Consider the following 25338-nt stretch of genomic DNA (forward strand, 5'->3'; position numbering starts at 1 on the left):
ACTACAACACGTTTCGGTATTACGATCCGGAGATTGGGCGGTTTATTACGCAGGATCCGATTGGGTTGAGTGGTGGGGATAATCTCTATCTGTATGCGCCTAATCCTTATGGGTGGGTTGATCCTTGGGGTCTGTGCAAGAGTGCTGCAAGTGGTGAAAAAGGACGACTTAAAGCCAAGCGTGATCTTGAGCGCAATAATTACGAGGTTCTTGCAGAAGAACTGACAATGACGGTTAACGGTAGCAGAATACGTGCGGACTTCGTGGCCAAAGATAAAAATGGTGTAATTCACGTATTTGAAGTAAAACACAGATCAGGCGGGCTCACAAAAAACCAAAAAGCAGCAGGCATATACAATATGTCCACACCTGCCAATACCACTATTCACTTAGGCGGGGGGGTGATCAAGCAATCAAAAGGAATTGCAGGGACTTTTAAAGTTGACACTAAAGGGCAGCGCGGCATTGAACTGGGCGGCAAAGGAGCAACTCACAATGCGATCTTTAGCATATTAAAATATAGGTAACTTTATGAGCTTGGAAAATAGAAAAATATTTGAAAACGAACTATTAAAAGAGCTTAAAGCCATCAGCACCTCCAAGTCAATCAGCACAGACAAGATAAAAATCTTAGCATCTAAAAACAAACTAAAGTTTAAGTTTGAAAAAGCATATGTTGCCGAGCTTTATTTGGAACACCTTACCAACGCCAATGGCTACTATCTCGGCTGGCACGTTTTCGGCGGACCTATTTACGAATGCACCGCAAATTTTATCGCCCCCTATAAAAGCAACTTACTGAACAAAGCGTGCAGCTCTTATACCACATTAAAAATAGAAGATAAGAAACTCACACTGGTGAGCGGTGGCGTATTAAAAACACCGACTCCTGAAGATGCCGTCGCTATAAGCAAGCATATCAGACAAATTATCGAAGAAGATTACATACCAAAAATCGCAGGTTGCATAATTGCAAGCGAACGCACAATTCAAGACGTAAATGACGCCCCAAGTATTTATGCATACCCTGCTATTTTTATACATTGCGCCATTATGCAAAACCCAAAAATCCCCAAAAAAGATTTACTTAAGAAAATACTCTCTAACAAGAAAATAATTAAAGACAATAATTTTGATTTAGAGCTATTAGAAAGCTATCTTAATAGCCAGCTAACTGATTAACATTACACCGTAGGTTAATTGGGGCGGCTGGCTAAGAACATTGCGCCCAAGGCGCGCTGACCTACGACTACGATCCACTCAGCAACCTGACCACGCTGACCCTTCCCACCGGCCAGCACCTGAACCATTTGTATTACGGCAGCGGTCACCTGCATCAACTAAATCTCGATGGCCAACTGATCAGCGACATGGAGCGCGACGACCTGCACCGCGAGATCTATCGCACGCAGGGCAAACTCACCAGTTGCTTCGGCTATGACGCTCTGGGGCGCAAGACCTGGCAGTACGCAACCACCCTGCCCGCGGAAAAACTGTCGCAGATCCAGAACCCGCTCATAAAGCCAGAGCGTTACGTCGAGCACGCCTACAACCCGCTCCATCGCCGCTACGAATACGACCCGGCCGGCGAACTGAGCCGCACCCTCGACAAACTGCGTGGCGAAGTCACATACGAATACGAAGCCAACGGCCGCCTGCTTGAACACAACCCCGAAAAACGTTTCGACGGCGAAGAATTCCGCTACGACGCTGCCGGCAACCGCCTCAACTTCAACACCAGCCGCTTCGACCGCGTCAAAGACAACCGCCTCAAAAAATGGAGCAACCACGAATACAAGTACGACGCGTGGGGCAACCTGATCGAGAAAATCGTCGGCATCGTGCGCTGGCAAACCTTCACCTACGACTGCGAAAACCGCCTGGTCAAAACCGAGACCATGGCTAATAGTCAGGTGGAAAGCACCAGCAGCTATCAATACGACAGCCTGGGGAGACGCGTTGGCAAACAGTGGGAGATCAAGGGTAAGACAGACCAGAAGCGCTTTCTGTGGCAGGGATTGCGGATGTTGCGTGAAGAAAGTCTTGGGCAGAGCAGCCTGTATCTGTACGAGCCCGGCAGTTATGCGCCGCTGGCCCGTGTTGATGAGAAAGAGGGCGAGGTAGAGAACAAGGTCTACTACTTCCACACCGACCAGATTGGTACGCCGCTGGAGATGACCGACGCCGAAGGGCAGATCGTCTGGCAAGCCAAATATCGACCTTGGGGCGCGGTTGAGAAGCTGGTGGTGAACGAGGTCGAGCAGAACCTGAGGTTTCAGGGACAGTATTTCGATGTCGAGACGGGGCTTCACTACAACACGTTTCGGTATTACGATCCGGAGATTGGGCGGTTTATTACGCAGGATCCGATTGGGTTGAGTGGGGGGGATAATCTCTATCTGTATGCGCCTAATCCAATTCGATGGACTGATGCTCTGGGTTGGGCTTGCGAACTGTTCCGGGGAGTGAGTGCCAACCATCCTGAGATCGGAAATGCAAGAAATGGTATAGCTAAGCCAGGTAATGCCAATAGCGATATAACGCCTGAGTTACACAATCGGGGAGGTGCCTCTAAGGATAGCCCGTATACATCTTGGACAAGAGATCCTAAGATAGCTAAATGGTGGGCGGAGAAGGAAGGCCCCGGCGGGGTTGTATTAGGCACCCCGACAGGAGCGCCCAAGCCTGGAGATAGCTGGTCGTGGGAGTTGTCTCCAGATAGGTATGGCGAGATGGAGATACTACTGAAAGGAAATCGCTCAGGACTTGAGGTATTCAATCCAAATGAATTCTAAAGACATCATAAAAAAAGTCGACTTCAAATCGTTTTTCAATTCGAACTCTTGTGACCCCATCACAAGTGAATTAATAAAAAAATCAAGGATATCTGATACTGTTTTTCCAATACCTCCGGAGATATCTGCCTATGATGATCAAAATAAAAACACTCTAAAATCCATCATAGAGTTCAGGGCCAAAAACCTAGCATCGCAAGGGCGCCTACTTAATGGCGCAGACTTATGTGCAGCCTCGCTGGAAGCCTCAAAAGATAAGGCATTGCGAAGCTGGGTACCATTAGAAATAGAAAATTTTCTCGTGATATTTATAATAAACTCTGAAAGCTTTGAAATTGATGGCTGCATGTCATTAAAAATAAAAGATTGACTGCTTATATAGCTAGCGCAATTAAACTACTTCCACACCGACCAGATCGGTACACCGCTGGAGATGACCGACGCCGAAGGGCAGATCGTCTGGCAAGCCAAATATCGGCCGTGGGGGGCGATTGAGAAGCTGGTGGTGAACGAGGTCGAGCAGAACCTGAGATTTCAGGGGCAGTACTTCGATGTGGAAACAGGGCTTCACTACAACACGTTTCGGTATTACGATCCGGAGATTGGACGGTTTATTACGCAGGATCCGATTGGGTTGTCGGGTGGGGATAATCTCTATCAATATGCGCCGAGCGCGATTGGTTGGATTGATCCATTAGGATGGTCATGTTCGACCGCCCTAAATGTCAATAAACCGAAGATTTTGAACAATCCAAGTCTATCTGTCGCTGAGCCAAGCGTTCTTGAGCGTCAATTTGCGAAAAAGCAAAATGCATTAACTAGGGCAGCTGCCAGAGGAGACCTTGTATGGTCGCCTGGCACTCATGATGTTAGAATATCCTCGCTCCAGGGATCATACAGAAAAGCGGTGACTGCACGCTTTGAGAGAATGTACGGGCAGCCTCCAAACTTATCAAAAATTAATGCTGATCACCCTATAAATTTGATAGTAGGCGGCTCCTCAACACAACGGTTGCAGATGCTTGATGAATCAATCAATAAAAATGTTGGTAGCTCTTTGAAAAACGCAGGCCGAAAAGCAGGATTAAAGCCTGATGATAAAATCATTTCAATCATTTCAATCATTTTTAATTGAGGTATACCTATATGTCAAAAGAGTTTTCTGTTTTTACAGACACTGCAACTATTTCAATATTTGACATTGATGCAATTAAGCATAGAGTCTCTGATTCTCCTGACTGGTGGAGCATTGTGGAGGATGAGATTCTTGAGACAAACAAAGGTAACATTGCCTTTCTTGGTTTAGGAGATGACGGCGACTACACTATTAAATTGTTGGATAACATCGAAAATGAAACAGGTGCATTAAATCTACATTTCCCGTCGGGCCAAGTTTTTATTGGAGCCGGAGAGGATACGTCAGGGGGAGATCTTGAGCCAGATGGATCTGATGTTATACAAGGAAAAACTTTAAAATTCGCTCCTGGCGACTACAGCATGAAGTTCGCTAGAGCAGGCAATACAATAGAGCTCTGCTTTACCCCAACACTAGAAAAATACAACTCTATAAAAGAGCCTATACGAATATAAAACTGTCAAAACACGGAGCCTAAAATATAAATAAATTCAGACTTCAGGAATAGGGAGAGAGTGAAAGCATCAAATCAAAAAGCAGCCATGGCAAAGAGATTTATTGGGGTTTTAGGCACGCGGGCTTTTACCAACCTTTTGCCCTGATAAATACCACATCAACTTAGAAAAGCAGAAACCATGATTAGCCCAAGAGAAATTTTAGGACATCTTATTTGATGCACTCTTTGACGATAGTCTTTATATCTCCCAGCGCAACGATATAGCTCCTATTATCTGCGGAATATGATCTTTAAAAATCCAATTTAGATCGAGGCAATGTTAATATTGCCCTGGCTTATTGCACAACGACAATGTTTTTTTACCCTAATAGAAAGTTCTGTCTACCTCATCGACAACCTATGCACTGCAACGTAAACCCAACGGAGAAGTGCTGCGCAAGGCCAGATCATCCCGCTGTACCGCAACGCCCGTGGCCTGCCGATCAGACGCCAGGACCCCAAGGGTTTGATCGTGGGCTACCAGTACGACAAAGCCCTGCGCCTTGCCGCGCTAATCAATGAAAACGACGCCACCTACACGTTCGCCTACGACGACTCCGACCGGTTGATCGAAGAAAAGCGCATCGACCAACTGACCCGCCGTTTCAGCTACAACCTCGGCGGTCAACTGACTCAGGTTGAGGAAATCGGCTACAGCGAAAAAGGTGAGCGACCACAACGCAGCACGCATTTCGAGCGCGACCCGATTGGCCGCTTGCTGGCCAGACTCAACGACGACGCCCGTCAGGATTTCACCTACGACGACAGCGACCGCCTGCTGTCCATTCAGCGCACACCCACCGACGGTGGCAGAAAACTCGGTGTCACGGCTGAAAAACTGGAATTTGCCTACGACATTCTGGGCCGCCTGACACAGGAATCGTCGCCTCAGGGCGCGCTGGCCTACGAGTACGATCCGCTCAGCAACCTGACCACGCTGACCCTTCCCACCGGCCAGCACCTGAACCACCTGTATTACGGTAGCGGTCACCTGCATCAACTGAACCTGGATGGCCAACTGATCAGCGACATGGAGCGCGACGACCTGCACCGCGAGATCTATCGCACCCAGGGCAAGCTCACCAGTTGCTTCGGCTATGACGCTCTGGGGCGCAAGACCTGGCAGTACGCAACCACCCTACCCGCGGAAAAACTGTCGCAGATCCAGAACCCGCTCATAAAGCCAGAGCGCTACGTCGAGCACGCCTACAACCCGCTCCATCGCCGCTACGAATACGACCCGGCCGGCGAACTGAGCCGCACCCTCGACAAACTGCGTGGCGAGGTCACCTACGAGTACGAAGCCAACGGCCGCCTGCTTGAACACAACCCCGAAAAACGTTTCGACGGTGAAGAATTCCGCTACGACGCCGCTGGCAACCGCCTGAACTTCAACACCAGCCGCTTCGACCGCGTCAAAGACAACCGCCTCAAAAAATGGAGCAACCACGAATACAAGTACGACGCGTGGGGCAACCTGGTCGAGAAAATCGTCGGCATCGTGCGTTGGCAAACCTTCACCTACGACAGCGAAAACCGCCTGGTCAAAACTGAGACCATGGCTAACAGTCAGGTGGAAAGCACCAGCAGCTACCAGTACGACAGCCTGGGCAGGCGCGTCGCCAAACAGTCCGACATTAAGGGCCAGACCGACCATCGACTATTTCTCTGGCAAGGCCTTCGCTTGCTGCGTGAAGAAAGCCCGGGGCAGAGCAGCTTGTATCTGTACGAGCCCGGCAGTTATGCGCCGCTGGCCCGTGTTGATGAGAAAGAGGGCGAGGTAGAGAACAAGGTCTACTACTTCCACACCGATCAGATCGGTACGCCGCTGGAGATGACCGACGCCGAAGGGCAGATCGTCTGGCAGGCCAAATATCGGCCTTGGGGGGCGATTGAGAAGCTGGTGGTGAACGAGGTCGAGCAGAACCTCAGGTTTCAGGGTCAGTATTTCGACGTGGAGACGGGGCTTCACTACAACACGTTTCGGTATTACGATCCGGAGATTGGGCGGTTTATTACGCAGGATCCGATTGGGTTGAGTGGTGGGGATAATCTCTATCAATATGCGCCTAATCCTAATGGGTGGGTTGATCCGTTCGGTCTATGCAAAAGCTCTTCGGGTGGTGCAAAAGGAACTGGGGCTGTTGTAGATGACACGATCAAGGCATTACCAGCCCCAAGACAAATAGATGCATCGTGGAGCGCGAGCACTTATAAAAAAGGCGGTTTGATGACAGGTATTGAGCATGTATTCTATCGCCACGGACCTGACTCAGGATTTTCGAATGTTAGTAAGTTCTCGCAAGGAACATCTGTTAAAGATGTCTCTAGTTATGTTGATAACGCACTGAGGTATGGGAAGGTAACTCCTAATGGCCCAGGTGGGCATGTTATTGAGTACAACGCAGGTAAGGTGATTGAAAGAAGCGTCTCAGGCGCTCCAACATCGACAATCAAAATAAATGTTCGGAATGGTGTGATTCAGACAGCGTTCCCGTACTAGTTAGGAATGGTTATGAGCAGTGACTGCACACTAATAGAACGATTTGTCGCCCAAGAGCTGGACGACAGCGTTCGCTCTATTTTGAAAGATGCTTTTGATGAGCGGATGTGCTCAAAAAGCGTTCTGCTCAGGGAGTTCGAGTTTAATTGCTTTGACGTTTCTTTGGACTTTGAAAAAGACATCGTCACATTGCAAGATGCTCTTTCCGCTGGAGAGAGTAGCTTTCTTGATATACCGATACGTGATTTTATCTCTGCTTGCGGTTTGAATGTCTCTTGTTAATTGTAGAAGCCTAGATGTGATCTGACACCGGCCTAGCGCCGGTGTTTTTGCACTCGGGGTGTCACAAGCGCTGAAAAAACCTTCTAAATGATCGTGTGTAACCCCCGTTGCTTCGGCGATTACACCTATGCCCTTGGCGTGTGCCGCCAACATAACCTGCATCACCCGCCTGAAGCGCATCCGTGAGAAAAATGGCCACCGGCCTGCGGGTCGATCATGGCGTGCGCTGGATCGTATGGAGTGAGTAGCTCGGGCATGGGAAATGACTCGTGTGACAGAAATTTAAAATAGCGTATGTGGGCCGTAGCGACAGTGCCTGAAACCGCGTCTGGGCGATTTTATGCAGCGACAGCACATCACCGGAACCGACCTGCGCGCAGGCCGCGCCCCGTCTGACGTCGAGCGTGTAGACAACGAAAATCGCGTCGGGTGATACTGTTGGTGCAAAAGCGAAAGGCGAAGTCGGCCCGAGTACTGTAAAGGTGTAGATGTTGTTGCTAGCCAAGGACCTAAAGAACTTCAGTTATTACATGATTTTTCAAATGGGCGAAAAGCATTTGAGCATTATGTCAAACATTCTCAAGGGGTCATATTGGGCGGAAAGGGTAAAGCAACAGCGAAGCCAGATGGTGCGGATGTACCAGAACTTACTTCGTTAGACTCTTACGTTAGTGCCGCACGATCTTTTTGGTCTCCCGCTGCTCGGGGAGGAGTACTGCAACGAACTCGAACAGATGGTTCCATGCTTAGATTTGAACCGTCGACTGAATACTTTGGTGTTATGAGAGAAGGAAAAATAAATACCTTCTTTAGGCCAAGCGGTAACGCTGCCGCGCAGCTAAAATACTTCAAGGATCAGCTATGAAAAATGAAAGTATATTTGAACTGTGTGCGAGTATTTTAACGCGCTTTGGGTTCGGTGGTGAAAGTCTGGTATCTTTAATTCAGAAGTGGAGGTTTTTTATTGAGGAGTGCAAGGATGTATATCGTTGGGATTATTCTGAATACCTTAATGATATTAGATTTAGGTCTCTGCTACAGCGCTTGCTAGAAGAGCCAAAAATTGCTAACGCAGATGAATTTAAAGAGCTTTTTGATGAGTTGGCTTGCCTTGATGATATGTTTAAAAGTCTGCTGCAGCCCGATATCTTTATAGGCACGGGTGAGAAATGGTGGGAGAGAGGTGTATTGATTCGTGCAGGAGAAGAATATTGCTTTTATATGAAAGCGGCTCACGGAATTGTGGTTGAAAATATAGGTTGTTGAACACAAAGGAACGCGGGTGCAAAAGGAGCAGACGATTGGGCAAAACTGAGTGGAAAACTCACAGAGGCCACGAAAGGGAAAGGTAATTTTGGCATTGGCTCTGGTACAAGATAACAAGCAGATGTTATGGGGAAAGCTTGGGTTGGTGATGGGTATAAAGTAGCTAGTGATAGCAAAACGTTAGCTAGTCAGAATGGCCTGAGGCAGTATAGGCCGCCTACTTACAAACCACATCAGAAGGGAACTCAGGCAAATTTTTAGCAAAGATTTCCAGGTCAGGAGACAAAGAAATGGCAGTCAAATGCTCATTTGGACATCATGGACTAAATCATAAACGCACAATTAAAGCGGGTTCATAACCCCGACATCTACAATCTTGAAAGTTACCATCCAGAATGCTCGTACGATTTCAGCTTCCTCCTGCAAGCGATGATTGGCCCTGCAGATGAGGATGGTGAGGAATCATTTGATATTGAGGTTTGCACTCCAAAGTGGATTGAAAAAAACCTAGGGGCAGATGAGGTTCTTATAGGGATGCATTATCTTATTGTCCGCGAGTACAATTATCAGAAAATTGTTCGTGCTATTGAGAAATTCTTGTTGGATTGTTCAGGTGCGAACTGGAGTGAGGTTTCAAAAAAAGTATCAAGACTAGGTTTTTGGGAATTTGAGGCCTACGAAGATGGAGGCCCGTGAGTCACCTACGAATACGAAGCCAACGGCCGCCTGCTCGAACACAACCCCGAAAAACGTTTCGACGGCGAAGAATTCCGCTACGACGCCGCCGGCAACCGCCTGAACTTCAACACCAGCCGCTTCGACCGCGTCAAAGACAACCGCCTCAAGCAATGGAGCAACCACGAATACAAGTACGACGCGTGGGGCAACCTGGTCGAGAAAATCGTCGGCATCGTGCGCTGGCAAACCTTCACCTACGACAGCGAAAACCGCCTGGTCAAAACCGAGACCATGGCTAACAGTCAGGTGGAAAGCACCAGCAGCTACCAGTACGACAGCCTGGGCAGACGCGTTGCCAAACAGTGGGAGATCAAGGGTAAGACCGACCATCGACTATTGTGAGAACATTCACGCCTCATAAAAAAAGCGCCCCAAAGGACGCTTCACTTAATCATCCCCCTCAAAGCACACTCAACGGATACTCCACAATCACCCTCACCTCATCCAGATCCGATTCGAACGCCGTGGCCCGGGTCGTTGCCTGGCGTACGCGCAGCGACAGGTCTTTCAGTGATCCGGTCTGCACAATGTATTTCGCTTCGATATCACGCTCCCAGCGTTTTTGATCGGTCAGCGGGTTGCCTTGTGCGTCGCGGCGCATGTAGGTGCTGTTGGCGTTGGAGTAGTCGGCGTCGGTGCCTTTGCCGTAGCGGGTCATGAACGACAGGCCGGGCACGCCGAAGGTGGACATGTCGAGGTTGTAGGTGACCATCCACGAGCGCTCCTTGGGTGAGTTGAAGTCGCTGTACTGGATGGAGTTGGCCAGGTAGATGGAGTCGGACTGCCTGAGGTAGTCGAAGTCATCATCACCTTCGTTGCGCTGGTGCGAAAGCGACAGGGTGTGTGCGCCGTATTGCAGGGCGAGTTTTGCGCTCCAGATGTCGTTGTCGAATTCGCCGAGCAGCTTTTTGCCCTCGTCGGTGGCGTTGTAATAGTTCAGGCTGCCGGTCAGTGCGAGGTCATCGGAAAGTGGCAGCACATAAGACGCCGAGGCGTATTTCTGATCCCAGACATCTTTCAGGCGGCTGGTATAAAGGCCGAGGCTAAGCCTGTCGGTGGCCTGGTAATCACCGCCGAAGTAGGCAACCCAAGGAGAGTCGACCGCGCCGCCGTAGAAGGTCACGAAGCCGTCGCGCAGGTTGCTGGAGACCGGCTGGCTCATGGAATGCAGGCGACCGCCTTGCAGGGTCAGGCCGCTGATGCTGTTGTTGATCGCCGTGATGCCACGAAAGCTTTCCGGCAGCAGGCGTGAATCACCGAATGCCACCACCGGCGTCGACGGGAAGACATCGCCCACGTTGACGACGGTGTCGAAGGCCCTGGCCTTCAGCGAGCCGCCGACTTTGCTGTACTCGTCGCGGGCATTGCCCTGCCCATCGACGGGCAGCACATCGAATGCGCTGCGCCCGCCGTTGCGTCCATCGCCTGTGTCGAGCTTGATGCCGATCATGGCAAAGGCATCGACCCCGACGCCGAATGTGCCTTGAGTGAAACCTGACTGGAATCGCCCGATGATGCCCTGCGCCCATGCTTCGGAGTAACCATTGCCGGTCGGGCTTGACTCGCCGTTGCGGTGGTCGCGGTTCATGTAGAAGTTACGGTTGAGTACCGTCAGCGTGCTGCCTTCGATGAAGCCTTCTTTCTGTTCTTCGGCGAGTGCGGTAATCGGCGTTACACCTGCCAGTGTCGAGCACAGGGCAAGGGACAATGTTCTGAGTTGGGTCATAGGTGCTCCGATGGATCGGCAGATTGTTTTAAACGTGTCGACCTGGCTCTTTTTATAGGTGCGAGAGCTGCCAGCGGGGCACCATCTTGAAGTGGCGAAGATAACGTCGAGGTGACAGCGGGATTACAAATATGAAAGGAAGTGAAGTACCGCCTGCGTTAGTTCAATACGGTGAAACAGGCATTGAACGGATACGTCTGTTTTTATTCTCGCCGAAGGCCGTAGGAGCAGGCCGGGCGACGTTTCGCTGGTTAGCGAAGATGGTGCATTTGCAGCGAGCATACCGGCCTCTTCGCGAACAAGTTCGCTCCTACGCCCTTCGGGCAGATGCATGAAAAACGCTTATCGCCGACGTTTTGCCGGGAATAAAAAAAGCGCCCCGAAGGACGCTTAAAGATTCGCCCCGACCAAAGGAGCAGGGAGCTGCTACAAAGGGCGAACAGGGGTGCAGCGGGTCGGGCAGTAAAGGCATCAGCCTTCGGACTTGGTCGACCGCTCAGCCTCGGCTTTCTCGTCAGCATTGACGTACCGCTCGGCTTTGCTGCTGTTCTGTTCCTTGAAGCGCATCTCCTGCGCCAGGCGCATCTTGTCGGCAGCGGGGCTTGCGTACTCGTTACCGTCGTCGGCAAAGGCTGCAGTGGCGGACAAGGCAGCTACGGCGAAGACCATCGATTTGACCAGTTTCATCATCATTACCTTTCTCGGTTGAATGTCGGACCTGCGCAGCGCTCGGCGCTCGTCAGGGATGAAACAAGCTTACGGAGGGGGAGCTAACAGGAAGGTGAGCGAACAATGACAATACTGTTAGGAAGCTGACATCTGCGAGATGACCGATTTGTAATGTTTCAGCAACCTTCCGGTTAGTGCGCATTGGTTAGGGTTAAGCCACATTCAAACGGAGACAAAAGAAAATGCGCACAGCCAAATCGTTGTTACTTGCCCTGGTCATTCTTTCGCCCATCAGTGCTTTCGCCTACACCTCTGATGAAGTCAAAGCCACTACAGTGATCAAGGAACACCAGGCCAGCGTGCAGAAGTATGCCGCCCTCCATAACAAGCCGATGCCGGAGATCAAGGAGTACACCTACGGCATGAAGCTGGACGTTGCCAAGCTGGTCCGCAAGTCTCCAGATCTGCAAACCTGTAGCGTGATGCCGAAACTGATGACCTACGAAGACTCCAAGGGCAAGCTGAACACGGTTCAGTACCAGGTCCTCGGCGGGTGCAGAAACAGCCAATGATTCTGACCCTGCCAGGACGGCCACTCAGCGTTACATCCCCCGTCAGCCCGGACCGTCATTCGGGCTGACTTTTTTGCGTCTGCAATCCCCTCCTTTTCCCGTCTCAAATCCAGCTTCGTTTGGTAATTCCGGCCTTTTTTGCAACATCACCGCCTCTGCGTGGTCAACGCAAACCCCACTGTGGCGTGTCGAGATGTGTCTGGACGTAGTTCCGGTCCATCAAACACAGGCTCGGTTACGGTGATCGAGACACTGCAATTACGGATTTGGAATGACCGATGCTTGAACTCGCTGCTGGTTTTATCTGCCTCACTGCGCTGCTGACCTACGTGAACTACCGTTTCATCGGCCTGCCGCCCACCATCGGCGTGATGGTCACCGCGCTGATGTTCTCGTTGCTGCTGCAGGGTCTGAGCTTTCTGGGCTATCCCGGCCTGGAAGATCGCGTTCAACAATTGATCGGCCAGATCGACTTCGGCGACCTGCTGATGAACTGGATGCTGTCCTTTCTGCTGTTCGCCGGGGCGCTGCACGTCAACCTGGGCGACTTGAGAAGCTACCGTTGGCCCATTGGCCTGCTGGCAACTTTCGGGGTACTGATCGCCACCACCGTGATCGGCGCACTGGCCTACTGGATCTTTGCCCTGTTCGGCTGGCACGTCAGCCCGTTGTACTGCCTGCTGTTTGGTGCGCTGATCTCGCCTACCGATCCGATTGCGGTGCTTGGTGTGTTGCGTACCGCCAACGCCTCGAAACCGCTGAAGACCACGATCGTCGGCGAAAGCCTGTTCAACGACGGCACCGCGGTGGTGGTGTTCACGGTGCTGTTGGGTATCGCGCAGTTGGGCGAGACGCCGACGGTTGGCGAAACCGCTTTGCTGTTCGTTCACGAAGCGGTGGGCGGGGTGCTGTTCGGCGGCCTGATCGGTTACGCCGTGTACCTGATGATCAAGAGCATCGAGCAGTATCAGATCGAGGTCATGCTCACGCTGGCACTGGTGATCGGCGGCTCGGCGATGGCGTCTGAACTGCATGTGTCCGGTCCTATCGCGATGGTCGTGGCCGGCTTGATCATCGGCAACCTGGGACGCAATCTGGCGATGAACGACATGACCCGTCGCTACATGGACGGTTTCTGGGAGTTGCTGGATGACATGCTCAACGCGCTGCTGTTCGCGCTGATCGGTATGGAGCTGTTGCTGTTGCCGTTCTCATGGCAGCACCTGATTGCAGCCAGCCTGCTGGCGGCGGCGATTCTGCTGTCGCGCTTCGTCACCGTCGCTCCGGCCATCCTGCTCCTGCGTCGCTGGCGCAAGGTGCCGCACGGCACGATCCGCATCCTCACCTGGGGTGGCTTGCGCGGCGGTGTCTCGGTTGCGCTGGCCCTGGCGCTGCCGACCGGGCCGGAACGCGATCTGCTGCTGAGCATCACCTACATCGTGGTGCTGCTGTCGATCCTCTTGCAGGGCCTGACCATCGGCAAGCTGGTGAATGCCGTCACCCGCGCCCCGCAGGCGAAAGACCCGGCAGAGCATTGATCAGGCGGATGCAGCGGCGCGCCGGTATTCACTGGGCGTCTGCTGCATCTCCACGCGGAAGTGTCGGTTGAAGTTGGACAGGTTGGCATAGCCGACTTCAAAGCAGATGTCCGACACCGACATCTCGCTGTGCAGCAGCAACCGGCAGGCCCGCTGGACCCGCAGTTTGCGCATCAGGTCGATAAAACAATGGCCCGTGGTGCGCTTGAAGAAGCGTGAAAAACCCGGATCGCTCATGTCCAGTCGCTGCGCGATGACGGACAGGCGAATATCGCTGGTCAATTCGGTCAACAGATAGTCGAACGCCTTGTTGATCCGTTCGGAACTGCGCGCATCCAGAGTCGGTGCATACCAGGTGCTGGCCAGCAGGCGAACCTCCTGCGCAGGCGCTTTCATCAGCGTGTTGACCAGTTGCAGGAACAGAATCAGCCGCTCCAGCCCCTGAGCCGGGCCAATCTCTTCGAGCAGGCGCGCGGCCTGCACCGCTGTCGCACCGGTGAACTCCAGGCCGCGTCGCGCCTGCTCGAACAGACGCTGCAAGTCACCCATCTCCGGCAGCGTGCCACGCAAGGCGAGCAACGCTGCACCGTCGAACTGCAGCACCACGTCCCGCCCGGGCAGATGCTCACCGGGGGCCAGATCGCCGATCCAGTCATGCGGCAGATCCGGGCCGATCAGGGCCACATGCCCTGCCGCGAACTCACCGATGTAATCACCGGCCACCAGCTTGCCGCTGCCCTGGCGGATCAGATGGATTTCGAATTCCGGATGATGGTTCCAGCGCGCCAGCGCGTAGGGATAGTCATGCTCGTACCAGCGAAAGCAGTGGTCGGGCTGCGGGAGAATAACCTCAAGCTCGGCAGGGCGCTGCTCGAGCAAGGCGGCTCGGCTGTCAGGCACGGGATGCCCCTTTTTATCGTTATGAATGCGCTGTGGACGCTTGAACATACGCCCTCGCGCCTGGCCAACGCTAGCTCGCGATCAAACCGACACTGATACTTTTTTGCTTTCGGACCGCCGGAGCGCGCTCGGTTAAAAAAGTATCAGTCGCTCATCCGCCCTGCGTTTGTTCAGCACCCTGAGGGCTGCTGTAATCGAGCCGTCCACCAGGGTGACTCAACCGTGGCCAACAACAAAAACAATGACTCCCGCCAGACAAGGCGCGGGGTGGAGAGCACTACGATGAACATTCGGAAAACGCTTTTCCTGTCCGCAGGCGTGTCCGCCGCCCTTTTCAACCTGACCGTCCAGGCTGCCGAAACCGTGACCATCGCCACGGTGAACAACGGCGACATGATCCGCATGCAGCGCCTGTCGAAAACCTTTGAACAGCAGCATCCCGACATCAAACTCAACTGGGTGGTGCTCGAAGAAAACGTCCTGCGCCAACGCCTGACCACCGATATCGCCACACAGGGTGGCCAGTTCGACGTATTGACCATCGGCACCTACGAGACCCCGTTATGGGGCGCCAAACAGTGGCTGGAGCCGATCACCGGCCTTGCGCCGGACTACGATCTGGAGGATATCTTTCCCTCGGTGCGCCAAGGCTTGTCAGTCAAGGACACGCTCTATGCCCTGCCCTTTTACGGCGAAAGCACCATTACTTATTACCGCACCGATTTGTTCAAGCAGGCTGGCTTGAGCATGCCCGAACACCCGACCTGGACGCAGCTGGGCGAATTCGCCGCGAAGCTGCATCAGCCCGACAAGGGCGTTTACGGCATGTGCCTGCGCGGCAAGGCCGGTTGGGGTGAGAACATCGCCTTGCTCAGCACCATGGCCAATGCATTCGGCGCGCGCTGGTTCGATGAGCAGTGGAAACCTGAATTGACCAGCCCGGAATGGAGCAAGGCGGCGAATTTCTACGTCAACACTCTGAAAAACTATGGCCCGCCGGGCGTATCGAGCAACGGTTTCAACGAAACACTCGCGCTGTTCAACAGCGGCAAATGCGCGTTGTGGGTGGATGCCAGCGTGGCCGGCTCGTTCACCACCGACAAGGAGCAGAGCAATGTTGTCGACAGCGTCGGCTTTGCACCTGCGCCGGTCGAAGTGACGGACAAGGGCTCGTCATGGCTCTACGCCTGGTCGCTGGCAATACCGACTACCTCGAAGCACAAGGATACAGCCAAGGCGTTCATCACCTGGGCGACGTCCAAGGCGTATATCCAGCTGGTCGCCGAGACAGACGGCATCAGCAACGTGCCACCTGGCACCCGCGCCTCCACCTACAGCGAGGCTTATCTGAAAGCTGCGCCGTTCGCCAAGGTCACACTGCAGATGATGCAACACGCCGACCCGGCGCACCCGTCGGCCAAGCCCGTGCCCTATGTCGGTATCCAGTACGTGACCATTCCCGAGTTTCAGGCCATCGGCACCTCGGTCGGCAAGCTGTTTTCTGCCGCTGTAACCGGGCAAACCACCACTGAACAGGCGCTCACAGCCGCGCAGGCGGTGACCGAACGCGAGATGAAACGTGCCGGCTACCCGAAGTAGAGCGCCAGCCCTCAACTGTATTGAACGGATGATGAACCCATGAAACGACTTGAAGGTAAAAGCGCGCTGATCACCGGATCGGCGCGAGGCATCGGGCGTGCGTTTGCGCAGGCGTACATTCACGAAGGTGCGCGCGTGGCGATTGCCGATATCGATCTGCAGCGCGCACAGGCGACAGCGACCGAACTGGGACCCAACGCTTACGCGGTGCGGATGGACGTCACGGATCAGTCGTCCATCGATCAGGCCATTGCCGCAGCGGTCGCGCAGGCCGGCAAGCTGGATATCCTGATCAACAACGCCGCGCTGTTCGACCTGGCACCGATCGTCGACATCACCCGCGGCAGCTACGAGCGGCTGTTCTCGATCAATGTCGCTGGCACGCTGTTCACCTTGCAGGCCGCAGCGAAGCAAATGATTGCCCAGGGGCACGGCGGCAAAATCATCAACATGGCCAGCCAGGCCGGGCGCCGGGGCGAGGCGCTGGTGGCGGTGTATTGCGCGACCAAGGCGGCGGTGATCAGCCTGACCCAATCGGCCGGGCTGGACCTCATCCGGCACGGCATCAATGTCAACGCCATCGCACCGGGTGTGGTCGATGGCGAACACTGGGACGGCGTCGATGCGTTGTTCGCCCGCCATGAAAACCGGCCATTGGGCGAGAAGAAAAAGCTGGTGGGCGAACAAGTGCCTTACGGGCGCATGGGCACGGCAGACGATTTGACCGGCATGGCCATTTTTCTGGCTTCAGCGGACAGCGAGTACGTGGTCGCCCAGACCTATAACGTCGACGGTGGCAACTGGATGAATTGAAGTGGGACAGAGGTAAAGATGAGCCGAACCGCGCAAAAAAGCCTGCGACCGCTTCCATTGCCGAAGCGATTGGCTAAGATGCGCGGACCGTCTGCTGCCTGAGCCGGCTCATTGATGTACAGGAGTACGAATGTCCACTGAAGAGGAGATCGCCATTTCCGGCGGTACACCTATGATCCCTGATCAGCGCCGGGAGCTGATGCTGCGTCAGTTACGCAAGCATCAGGTGCTCAGCGTGCATCAGTTGATGGAGATGTTCGATTGCTCGCACATGACCATCCGCCGCGACATCGCCCTGCTGGAGCAGGAAGGTCGCGCCTACTCGGTCACCGGCGGCGTGCGTATCGCCAGCCAGGTCCACAGCGAACCCAGCCACCAGTCCAAGGCGGTGGTGGAGTTGCCACACAAGCAGGGCATGGCGCGGCTCGCAGCGGGGCTCTTGCACCCGGACATGACGATCTATCTGGACGCAGGCACCAGCACACTCGAAATCGTCCCGCACATCATCGCGCTGTCGGGCATGACCGTGGTCACCAATGATTTCGGCGTGGTCAACGCGCTGGCCGATGCTGCGCATGTGGATGTGATTCATACCGGCGGGCTGCTCGATCATCCGAATCGTTCCAGCGTCGGCGGCCTGGCAGCGGCAACCTTGCGCCAGCTGGCGACCGATGTGGCCTTCATGTCCACCAGCTCGTGGGACCTGCAACGCGGCACCACCACACCATCGGCGCTGAAGGTCGAGGTCAAGCAGGCCGCCATGCAGTCCGCCTCGCAAACCGTGTTGATCGCCACCAGCTCCAAATACGGCACCTTCGGTATGTACAAGGTCGCCGGGCTCGAGCAGTTCGACACCATCATCACCGACGCAGCCCTGGCCGAAGCGGCTGCCGACGGGATTCGCAAGCAGCGTATCGAGTTGCTGCTGGCGCCAGTGGGCGGCCGTTCGAAGTAGCTTGCCGCCAGGCGAGCTGTGCCACAGGCCACGAATGGCAGGCATAAAAAAACCCGGTCTCGCGACCGGGTTTTTTGTGTCTAGCCGACTAACCGATTACTCAGTTGCCCGACTTCTTGGCAGCACGAGTACGCTCGCTTTCACCAAGGATTTTCTTACGCAGGCGGATCGACTTTGGCGTCACTTCGCAGAGTTCGTCTTCTTGTACGAATTCCAGCGCTTGTTCCAGAGTGAAACGGATAGGCGGAACCAGAGCGATGGTTTCGTCTTTACCGGAAGCACGCATGTTGTCGAGCTTCTTGCCTTTGGTTGGGTTGACACCCAGGTCGTTGTCGCGGCTGTTGATGCCGACGATCTGACCTTCGTACACGTCTTCGCCATGACCCAGGAACAGCTTGCCACGGGCTTGCAGTGTTTCCAGGGAGTAGGTCAGCGCCTTGCCGGTAGCAACCGAAACCAGAACGCCGTTCTGACGGCCGGACATGTCGCCAGACTTCATCACGTCGTAACGGTCGAAGATGCTGGTCAGGATGCCTGCGCCGGAAGTCAGGGTCAGGAACTCGTTACGGAAACCGATCAGGCCACGTGCCGGGATGTTGTACTCAAGGCGCACACGGCCCTTGCCATCCGGAACCATGTTGGTCAGGTCGCCTTTACGGTTACCCATTTGCTCCATGATCGCGCCCTGCGCTTCTTCAGGCAGGTCGATGGTGACGTTTTCGTACGGTTCGTGCTTGACGCCGTCAACCATGCGGATGATCACTTCAGGACGACCAACACCCATTTCGAAGCCTTCGCGACGCATGGTTTCGATCAGTACCGAGAGGTGCAGCTCACCACGGCCGGAGACCTTGAACTTGTCGGCGGTGTCGCCTTCTTCAACGCGCAGAGCAACGTTGTAGAGCAGTTCCTTGTCCAGACGTTCCTTGATGTTACGGCTGGTGACGAACTTGCCTTCCTTGCCGCAGAACGGCGAATCGTTAACCTGGAAGGTCATCGAAACGGTTGGCTCGTCAACGGTCAGCGGCTTCATCGCTTCGACGTTCAGTGGGTCGCACAGAGTGTCGGAGATGAACAGCTGGTCGAAGCCGCTGATGCAGACGATGTCGCCGGCAGCTGCTTCTTCAACGTCGATACGGTGCAGACCGTGGTGACCCATCAGCTTCAGGATACGACCGTTACGCTTCTTGCCGTTGACGTCGATGGCAACCACCGGAGTGTTCGGCTTGACGCGACCACGAGCGATACGGCCAACACCGATGACGCCCAGGAAGCTGTTGTAGTCCAGTGCGGAAATCTGCATCTGGAACGGACCGTCACGGTCAACCTTTGGCGCAGGGACGTGATCGACGATCGCCTGGTACAGCGGGGTCATGTCTTCAGCCATGGCGGTGTGTTCCAGACCGGCAATACCGTTCAGGGCCGAGGCGTAGACGACTTTGAAGTCCAGCTGTTCTTCAGTGGCACCCAGGTTGTCGAACAGGTCGAAGATCTGGTCCAGAACCCAGTCCGGACGTGCGCCTGGACGGTCAACCTTGTTGATGACCACGATCGGACGCAGGCCGGCTTCGAAGGCCTTCTTGGTCACGAAACGGGTTTGCGGCATAGGGCCGTCCTGGGCATCGACCAGCAGCAGTACGGAGTCGACCATCGACATCACGCGCTCTACTTCACCACCGAAGTCGGCGTGGCCCGGGGTGTCCACGATGTTGATGTGGTAGCCATTCCAGTTGATCGCGGTGTTCTTCGCGAGAATGGTAATACCGCGCTCTTTCTCCTGGTCGTTGGAGTCCATCACGCGTTCGTCGTTGAGCTCGCCGCGCTCCAGAGTGCCGGATTGACGCAGGAGTTTGTCTACCAGGGTGGTCTTACCATGGTCAACGTGAGCAATGATGGCGATGTTACGTAGATTTTCGATCACTTGTGTATCTCGATCAGAGGATTCGGTCTGCTGACTGGTTAAGGACAGCGATTACTATTTTGAGTCGGCAAAAGCCGTAACGGCATGACGACGGGTGTCGGGGGGCCGGTGACGCAAGCCACAGGCAAACAGCCCCGGGCACTTAGCTCGGTCGATATACGCGCACATTGGCATGTCCCTCACTGAGCAAATGGTGGGCATGCAGGCGACTCATGACGCCTTTGTCGCAATACAGCAGGTACTGGCGCGTGTCATCCAGTGCCTTGAAACGGCTGTTCAATGCGTAGAACGGCAACGTCTGTATCTCCACGCCGGGCACTTGCAGCGGTTGGTCTTCCTGGGCATCCGGGTGACGGATGTCGAGGATCACCTGACCGGCCAGCGCCTGGCTGACTTCTTCTATATCGACATTGCGGCTCAGATCGTCGATCACCCGATCGATCGAAACCAGCTTCGCGCGTTCGAGCGCCTGCTCGAGAATCGCCATGTCGAACTGTTTTTCTTCGTACTCAACGCGATTTCGCTTGGCGTTGGTCTTCGGGTTGACCGAAATCACCCCGCAATACTCTGGCATGTGCCGGGCAAAATCAGCGGTGCCGATTTCAGTCGCCAGGTCCACGATGTCCTGCTTATGGGTGGCAACCAGCGGCCGCAGGACCAGCTTGTCGGTTGCCGCGTCAATCAGCGACAGGTTGGGCAGCGTCTGGCTGGCAACCTGTGAAATCGCTTCGCCGGTGACCAGCACATCGATTTCAAGACGATCGGCCACGGCGGATGCAGCGCGTAACATCATACGCTTCAAAACTACACCCATATGACTGTTATCGACTTTCTGCAGAATTTCTCCGAGAACTTCCTCGAACGGTACGCTGACGAACAGCACCCGCTGTGAACTGCCGTACTTCTTCCAGATGAAGTGCGCGACTTCCATCACGCCCAGTTCATGGGCACGTCCGCCCAGATTGAAGAAGCAGAAGTGCGCCATCAGGCCGCGGCGCATGATCTGGTAGGCCGCAACGGTCGAATCGAAACCGCCGGACATCAATACCAGGGTCTGCTCCAGCGCGCCCAGCGGGTAACCGCCCATGCCCTGATGCTGGTCGTGAACGACAAACAACCGTTGGTCGCGAATTTCCATGCGCACGACCAGATCGGGCTTTTTCAGCTCGATTCCGGCAGCGCCGCACTGCATGCGCAGCTTGCTGCCGACGTATTTCTCGACGTCCATGGAGCTGAAGTCGTGGCGACCGGCGCGCTTGCACCGCACTGAAAACATCTTGCCGGGCAACAGGTCGGCGTAGTGCAGTTTGCACTTGGCGACGACGTCGTCGAGATCGCCCAGCGGGTACTCGGCGACCTGCAGAAAGTTGGCAATGCCGGGCATGCAGCTCAGCCGCTCCCTGATGCCCTGCAGCACTTTGGGGTCGGTCAGCCGGGTTTCGACCTCAAGGTTGTCCCATACGCCACCCACGACAATGTCCGCGTCCAATTCACGGAGCACGGTACGAATGTTCTTGCCCAGTTGCCGGATGAACTTCTTGCGCACCGGCGGGCTTTTGATGGTGATTTCTGGGAAAACTTTAACGATTAGTTTCATGGAAACGGAGCGTGAGGTGCCGACCAAAAAAGGGGGGCGCGGATTATAGCGGAAATTGCTCAAGGTTTAACCAGTTATCGTACACGCAATCAACGACGCACCAAAAAGAGTCGGCGCACCAAATTGCAGCGCCATAAAGGTGCGTGTTTTTCCCGCGTGGTGCGTTTTCGCCCCCTGAAAACCTGCGTTTGAGGCAAAAAACCCAACACGGGGCACTGGCATGCAAATTGCTCCCTTGTGAGGCAGGTTGCCTTGGCAGAGTATCTGCGCCGGCATCACCCAAATTCAAGGGACCATAACTCTATCAAGTCGGTCTCTAGCCACCCGGAGGACACCATGTCGAAGTCGGTTCAACTCATCAAAGATCATGACGTTAAGTGGATTGATCTGCGCTTCACAGACACCAAGGGCAAGCAGCAGCACGTCACCATGCCTGCGCGCGATGCACTGGAAGACGATTTCTTCGAAGTCGGCAAAATGTTCGACGGTTCCTCCATCGCTGGCTGGAAAGGCATCGAAGCGTCCGACATGATTCTTCTGCCGGATGACGAAACCGCCCTGCTCGACCCGTTCACCGAAGAGCCGACCCTGGTTCTGGTCTGCGACGTCATCGAACCTTCGACCATGCAAGGCTACGACCGCGACCCGCGCGCCATTGCCCACCGTGCCGAGGAATACCTGAAGTCGACCGGTATCGGCGACACCGTATTCGTAGGTCCGGAGCCAGAGTTCTTCATCTTCGACGAAGTGAAATTCAAGTCCGACATCTCCGGCTCCATGTTCAAGATCTTCTCCGAACAGGCTTCCTGGATGACCGACGGCGACGTCGATGGCGGCAACAAGGGCCACCGTCCGGGCGTCAAAGGTGGTTACTTCCCGCTGCCACCGGTCGACCACGACCACGAAATCCGTACCGCCATGTGCAACGCTCTGGAAGAAATGGGCCAGACCGTTGAAGTTCACCACCACGAAGTGGCGACTGCCGGCCAGAACGAAATCGGCGTGAAATTCAACACGCTGGTCAAGAAGGCTGACGAAGTTCAGACCCTCAAGTACTGCGTACACAACGTTGCCGACGCTTACGGCCGTACCGCTACTTTCATGCCCAAGCCACTGTACGGTGACAACGGCTCGGGTATGCACGTACACATGTCCATCTCCAAGGATGGCAAGAACACCTTCGCAGGCGAAGGCTATGCCGGTCTGTCCGATACCGCCCTGTACTTCATCGGCGGCATCATCAAGCACGGCAAGGCGCTGAACGGCTTCACCAACCCGTCGACCAACTCCTACAAGCGTCTGGTCCCGGGTTTCGAAGCACCGGTCATGCTGGCCTACTCGGCGCGTAACCGCTCCGCCTCGATCCGTATTCCTTACGTCAACAGCCCACGCGGCCGCCGTATCGAAGCACGCTTCCCGGATCCGGCAGCCAACCCGTACCTGGCCTTCGCGGCCCTGTTGATGGCTGGCCTGGACGGCATCCAGAACAAGATCCACCCGGGCGACGCAGCTGACAAAAACCTGTATGACCTGCCGCCTGAAGAGGCCAAAGAGATCCCACAAGTTTGCGGCAGCCTGAAAGAAGCCCTGGAAGAACTGGACAAGGGCCGCGCGTTCCTGACCAAGGGCGGCGTCTTCAGCGACGACTTCATCGATGCCTACATCGAGCTGAAAAGCGAAGAAGAAATCAAGGTTCGCACCTTCGTACACCCACTGGAATACGAGCTGTACTACAGCTGCTGATCCAGCCACGCCAGCGTTGATGGCGTAACAGGAGACCTCCTTCGGGAGGTCTTTTTTTGCCCGGATTTTACCGCGTGAACATTTGTTCACCCCGCAACACTGGCTCTGACCGGTCGCCTGGAGTTAAATCTGCATCTCCCAACCGAACCGAGATGGAACTGCCATGCGCCTTATTCTGGCCACTTCCCTGCTGACAATGACGTTCATGTCTACCTGTTTCGCCTTCACTGCCGAGCAAAAACCTTCTGCACTTGAACCTCTATTGCAAGCGATCAGCGAGCGCCTGACCATCGCCGATCAGGTTGCCCTGAGCAAATGGGACAGCGGCAAGGCCGTCGAGGACCCGCCGCGCGAGCTGCAAGTGATCAGCGCCGCTCAGGCCCGTGCTGCCGAGTTCAAACTCGACCCCGATGACGTTCAACGCCTGTTCCGCGCGCAGATCGAAGCCAATAAACAGGTGCAGAACGCCCTGCTCGCCCAATGGCACGCGGCAGGCAAGGCGCCCGACACGGTCAGGCTCAGTCTGGTCGATGACATTCGTCCGAAGCTGGATCGCCTGCAGACCCAGTTGCTTCAGGCCTACGCGGACTTCCAGCCACTGCGCAAGGCAGAAACCTGCCGGATGCAACTGGATGCGGCGCTGAAGCGTTATCAGACCGACCCGATTCACGATCAGGCACTGGTACTGGCCACAGCCGACCTTTGTCCTGCGAAACTCTGACACATCAGGCGGATAGCGCAGCATAGGGCGATGTGTTCTATGCTGACGGCCAATCTTGCCCTGCTGTCGAGAGTCTCATGCGTCAAAGTCTGATTTGCCTGCTGCTGTTGATCAGCCTGCCTGCGCTGGCGCAGATCTATAAGTACACCGATGCGAACGGCAACACCGCGTTCAGCAATCAGCCGCCCAACGGGGCCAAGACCGAAGTGGTCGAGTTACCGCCGCTAAACAGCATCGAAACGCAGACGCCTTCCAGGCCAGCCCTCAACCGCGAGCCGCAACCGGCCCCTGTGGCGCCACCCTCGCAGCCGCAAACGGCCTACGACGTGCTGGAACTGAAAGACCTGCCCACCGATGAAGCCTTACGCGCCAACAATGGCACGTTCATCATCGGTGTGAAGATCGAGCCACGCCTGCAACCGACTCACAGCCTGCAACTGCTGCTGGACGGCAACCTGTACGGGCAGCCTTCCAACCTGCCGCGCTTTCAGGTGGTCAACGCAGATCGCGGTGAACACAGTTTCGCGGTGGTCGTGAAAGACGGCGAGCGGATCATTCAGCAGAGCGAAACCATCACCCTGACCGTACAGCGCGTACACCTCGGCAAGCCATGAGCAGACACACGATGCGCCGCCTGCTGACCTGCCTGTTGTTGCTCTTGACGCTGCCCGCAGTGGCCGACGTCTACACCTATATCGACGCGCAGGGTAATCGGGTGTTTACCGACCAGCCGCGCAAGAACGCCACCCGCGTCGACATCGCCCCCAGCAACAACATGACCGGCACGCCGCCGACCCGCACCTTGAAGGCCCACCCCGCCAAACCGGCAGTACAACCGATGTTTCATTACCAGTTGCTGAGAATCCTGGTGCCCGAACCGGACGCTACCCTGGTCAATCCCAGTGGCGACCTGATCGTTACCGTCACCAGCGAACCGGTGTTACAGGCGGGCCACAGCTACCGGCTGCTGCTGGATAACGTTGCCGTCGGTCAGGCCGGCCGCAGCCCGGTGTTCCCGCTGAGCAATGTAGATCGCGGCACCCATCAACTGTCGGTAGAGATTTTCGACGAGCTTGGCCGTGTTCTGGAAAAAACCCCGAACCAGCCGTTTCACGTGCAGCGCATTTCCCTGGCGCAAAAGCGCGCGACCCACCCCTGCAAGGATGATGACTACGGCGTGCGTCCGGAGTGTCCGCTCAAGGACAAGCCCGAGCCAAAAAGCAGCATTCTGCCCTTCTTCTGATCTCGGCAAAGCACCAGCACCTTTTTGGTGCGCTCAATGCCTGCCTGCGCAACAATACAGCCCAATCTGGTTCAGGAACCCTGGCCGGGTAGCGCCGTATGCGGGCACTCTTTACAAAAACGGCCC

22 protein-coding genes and 3 pseudogenes are annotated in these 25338 nt (G+C 55.0%); 20 read left to right on the top strand and 5 right to left on the bottom strand.

The features are described from left to right. From KBY08_RS23375 to KBY08_RS26590, 11 genes and pseudogenes are all read left to right on the top strand, one after another. The coding region (locus KBY08_RS23375) for an RHS repeat-associated core domain-containing protein (RefSeq protein WP_225651275.1) at positions 1 to 527 on the top strand (527 nt) is incomplete at its 5' end. A 4-nt stretch (positions 528 to 531) separates the two neighbouring features. After that, positions 532 to 1182: a hypothetical protein gene (locus KBY08_RS23380; RefSeq protein ID WP_024660390.1), complete on the top strand. Its 651-nt coding sequence runs from the start codon at positions 532 to 534 to the stop codon at positions 1180 to 1182. A 188-nt stretch (positions 1183 to 1370) separates the two neighbouring features. Continuing rightward, complete coding sequence (locus KBY08_RS23385) at positions 1371 to 2795, top strand: RHS repeat domain-containing protein (RefSeq protein WP_173924665.1); 1425 nt, start codon at positions 1371 to 1373, stop codon at positions 2793 to 2795. Further along, positions 2785 to 3165, top strand: a complete 381-nt coding sequence (locus KBY08_RS23390) for a hypothetical protein (RefSeq protein WP_024642571.1) — start codon at positions 2785 to 2787, stop codon at positions 3163 to 3165. The genes KBY08_RS23385 and KBY08_RS23390 overlap by 11 nt, the downstream gene beginning before the upstream one ends. A gap of 27 nt (positions 3166 to 3192) precedes the next feature. Continuing rightward, positions 3193 to 3930, top strand: a pseudogene (locus tag KBY08_RS26585) (RHS repeat domain-containing protein); the annotation flags it as partial. Positions 3931 to 3941: 11 nt separating this feature from the next. Continuing rightward, positions 3942 to 4385, top strand: coding sequence for a DUF6386 family protein (locus KBY08_RS23400; RefSeq protein WP_003396849.1), 444 nt, complete (start codon positions 3942 to 3944; stop codon positions 4383 to 4385). Between the two features lie 444 nt (positions 4386 to 4829). Then, a pseudogene (locus KBY08_RS23405) lies at positions 4830 to 6929 on the top strand (RHS repeat-associated core domain-containing protein); the annotation flags it as partial. 12 nt (positions 6930 to 6941) lie between these two features. Beyond that, positions 6942 to 7211 (top strand): hypothetical protein, encoded by a 270-nt coding sequence (locus tag KBY08_RS23410; RefSeq protein ID WP_158226689.1) that lies wholly within the window; start codon positions 6942 to 6944, stop codon positions 7209 to 7211. An 861-nt stretch (positions 7212 to 8072) separates the two neighbouring features. Continuing rightward, positions 8073 to 8477: a hypothetical protein gene (locus KBY08_RS23415; protein WP_024660065.1), complete on the top strand. Its 405-nt coding sequence runs from the start codon at positions 8073 to 8075 to the stop codon at positions 8475 to 8477. Between the two features lie 366 nt (positions 8478 to 8843). Further along, entirely contained in the window at positions 8844 to 9173 is a 330-nt protein-coding gene (locus tag KBY08_RS23420; RefSeq protein ID WP_231992748.1) for an immunity 8 family protein, read from the top strand. Continuing rightward, a pseudogene (locus tag KBY08_RS26590) lies at positions 9174 to 9548 on the top strand (RHS repeat domain-containing protein); the annotation flags it as partial. Between the two features lie 67 nt (positions 9549 to 9615). On the opposite strand, the gene KBY08_RS23435 reads toward KBY08_RS26590, so the two are convergent. Then, positions 9616 to 10941 (bottom strand): OprD family porin, encoded by a 1326-nt coding sequence (locus KBY08_RS23435; RefSeq protein WP_024660067.1) that lies wholly within the window; start codon positions 10939 to 10941, stop codon positions 9616 to 9618. A gap of 471 nt (positions 10942 to 11412) precedes the next feature. Beyond that, positions 11413 to 11634, bottom strand: coding sequence for a hypothetical protein (locus tag KBY08_RS23440; protein ID WP_003343801.1), 222 nt, complete (start codon positions 11632 to 11634; stop codon positions 11413 to 11415). 218 nt (positions 11635 to 11852) lie between these two features. Between KBY08_RS23440 and KBY08_RS23445 the strand changes: the two genes are divergently transcribed. Then, positions 11853 to 12182: a DUF2790 domain-containing protein gene (locus tag KBY08_RS23445; protein WP_003426956.1), complete on the top strand. Its 330-nt coding sequence runs from the start codon at positions 11853 to 11855 to the stop codon at positions 12180 to 12182. A gap of 278 nt (positions 12183 to 12460) precedes the next feature. After that, positions 12461 to 13720: a cation:proton antiporter gene (locus tag KBY08_RS23450; RefSeq protein WP_003405216.1), complete on the top strand. Its 1260-nt coding sequence runs from the start codon at positions 12461 to 12463 to the stop codon at positions 13718 to 13720. Here the strand turns inward: KBY08_RS23450 and KBY08_RS23455 are convergent, their stop codons facing one another. After that, the gene (locus KBY08_RS23455) at positions 13721 to 14620 is read right to left on the bottom strand and encodes an AraC family transcriptional regulator (RefSeq protein WP_024652175.1); all 900 of its coding nucleotides are present in this window, start codon (positions 14618 to 14620) and stop codon (positions 13721 to 13723) included. It abuts the gene before it with no gap. Between the two features lie 282 nt (positions 14621 to 14902). Between KBY08_RS23455 and KBY08_RS23460 the strand changes: the two genes are divergently transcribed. From KBY08_RS23460 to KBY08_RS23470, 3 genes are all read left to right on the top strand, one after another. Beyond that, positions 14903 to 16219, top strand: coding sequence for an ABC transporter substrate-binding protein (locus KBY08_RS23460; protein WP_060409229.1), 1317 nt, complete (start codon positions 14903 to 14905; stop codon positions 16217 to 16219). 39 nt (positions 16220 to 16258) lie between these two features. Next, positions 16259 to 17032 carry an L-iditol 2-dehydrogenase gene (locus KBY08_RS23465; RefSeq protein WP_024641627.1) on the top strand — a complete coding sequence of 258 codons (774 nt, stop codon included), beginning with the start codon at positions 16259 to 16261 and terminating at the stop codon, positions 17030 to 17032. 130 nt (positions 17033 to 17162) lie between these two features. Beyond that, the gene (locus tag KBY08_RS23470; protein ID WP_003316379.1) at positions 17163 to 17987 is read left to right on the top strand and encodes a DeoR/GlpR family DNA-binding transcription regulator; all 825 of its coding nucleotides are present in this window, start codon (positions 17163 to 17165) and stop codon (positions 17985 to 17987) included. A gap of 100 nt (positions 17988 to 18087) precedes the next feature. Here KBY08_RS23470 and typA read toward each other — a convergent pair whose 3' ends face one another. Both typA and thiI read right to left on the bottom strand, forming a co-directional pair. Continuing rightward, the gene (gene typA / locus KBY08_RS23475; protein WP_003405222.1) at positions 18088 to 19908 is read right to left on the bottom strand and encodes a translational GTPase TypA; all 1821 of its coding nucleotides are present in this window, start codon (positions 19906 to 19908) and stop codon (positions 18088 to 18090) included. A gap of 142 nt (positions 19909 to 20050) precedes the next feature. After that, a complete protein-coding gene (gene thiI, locus KBY08_RS23480; protein ID WP_003426934.1) occupies positions 20051 to 21505 on the bottom strand; it encodes a tRNA uracil 4-sulfurtransferase ThiI in 1455 nt (484 codons plus the stop codon). Positions 21506 to 21841: 336 nt separating this feature from the next. Between thiI and glnA the strand changes: the two genes are divergently transcribed. The 4 genes from glnA (at position 21842) to KBY08_RS23500 (ending at position 25212) form a co-directional block, all read left to right on the top strand. Further along, a complete protein-coding gene (gene glnA, locus KBY08_RS23485) occupies positions 21842 to 23248 on the top strand; it encodes a glutamate--ammonia ligase (RefSeq protein WP_003343817.1) in 1407 nt (468 codons plus the stop codon). Positions 23249 to 23411: 163 nt separating this feature from the next. Further along, the gene (locus KBY08_RS23490) at positions 23412 to 23969 is read left to right on the top strand and encodes a chorismate mutase (protein WP_003405228.1); all 558 of its coding nucleotides are present in this window, start codon (positions 23412 to 23414) and stop codon (positions 23967 to 23969) included. Between the two features lie 77 nt (positions 23970 to 24046). Further along, positions 24047 to 24583, top strand: a complete 537-nt coding sequence (locus KBY08_RS23495) for a DUF4124 domain-containing protein (protein WP_096104455.1) — start codon at positions 24047 to 24049, stop codon at positions 24581 to 24583. A gap of 11 nt (positions 24584 to 24594) precedes the next feature. After that, complete coding sequence (locus KBY08_RS23500; protein WP_003405232.1) at positions 24595 to 25212, top strand: DUF4124 domain-containing protein; 618 nt, start codon at positions 24595 to 24597, stop codon at positions 25210 to 25212. Positions 25213 to 25338: the final 126 nt, after the last annotated feature.

The sequence above is a fragment of the Pseudomonas sp. P135 genome (genome assembly GCF_020312125.1).
GTDB lineage: Bacteria > Pseudomonadota > Gammaproteobacteria > Pseudomonadales > Pseudomonadaceae > Aquipseudomonas > Aquipseudomonas fragariae.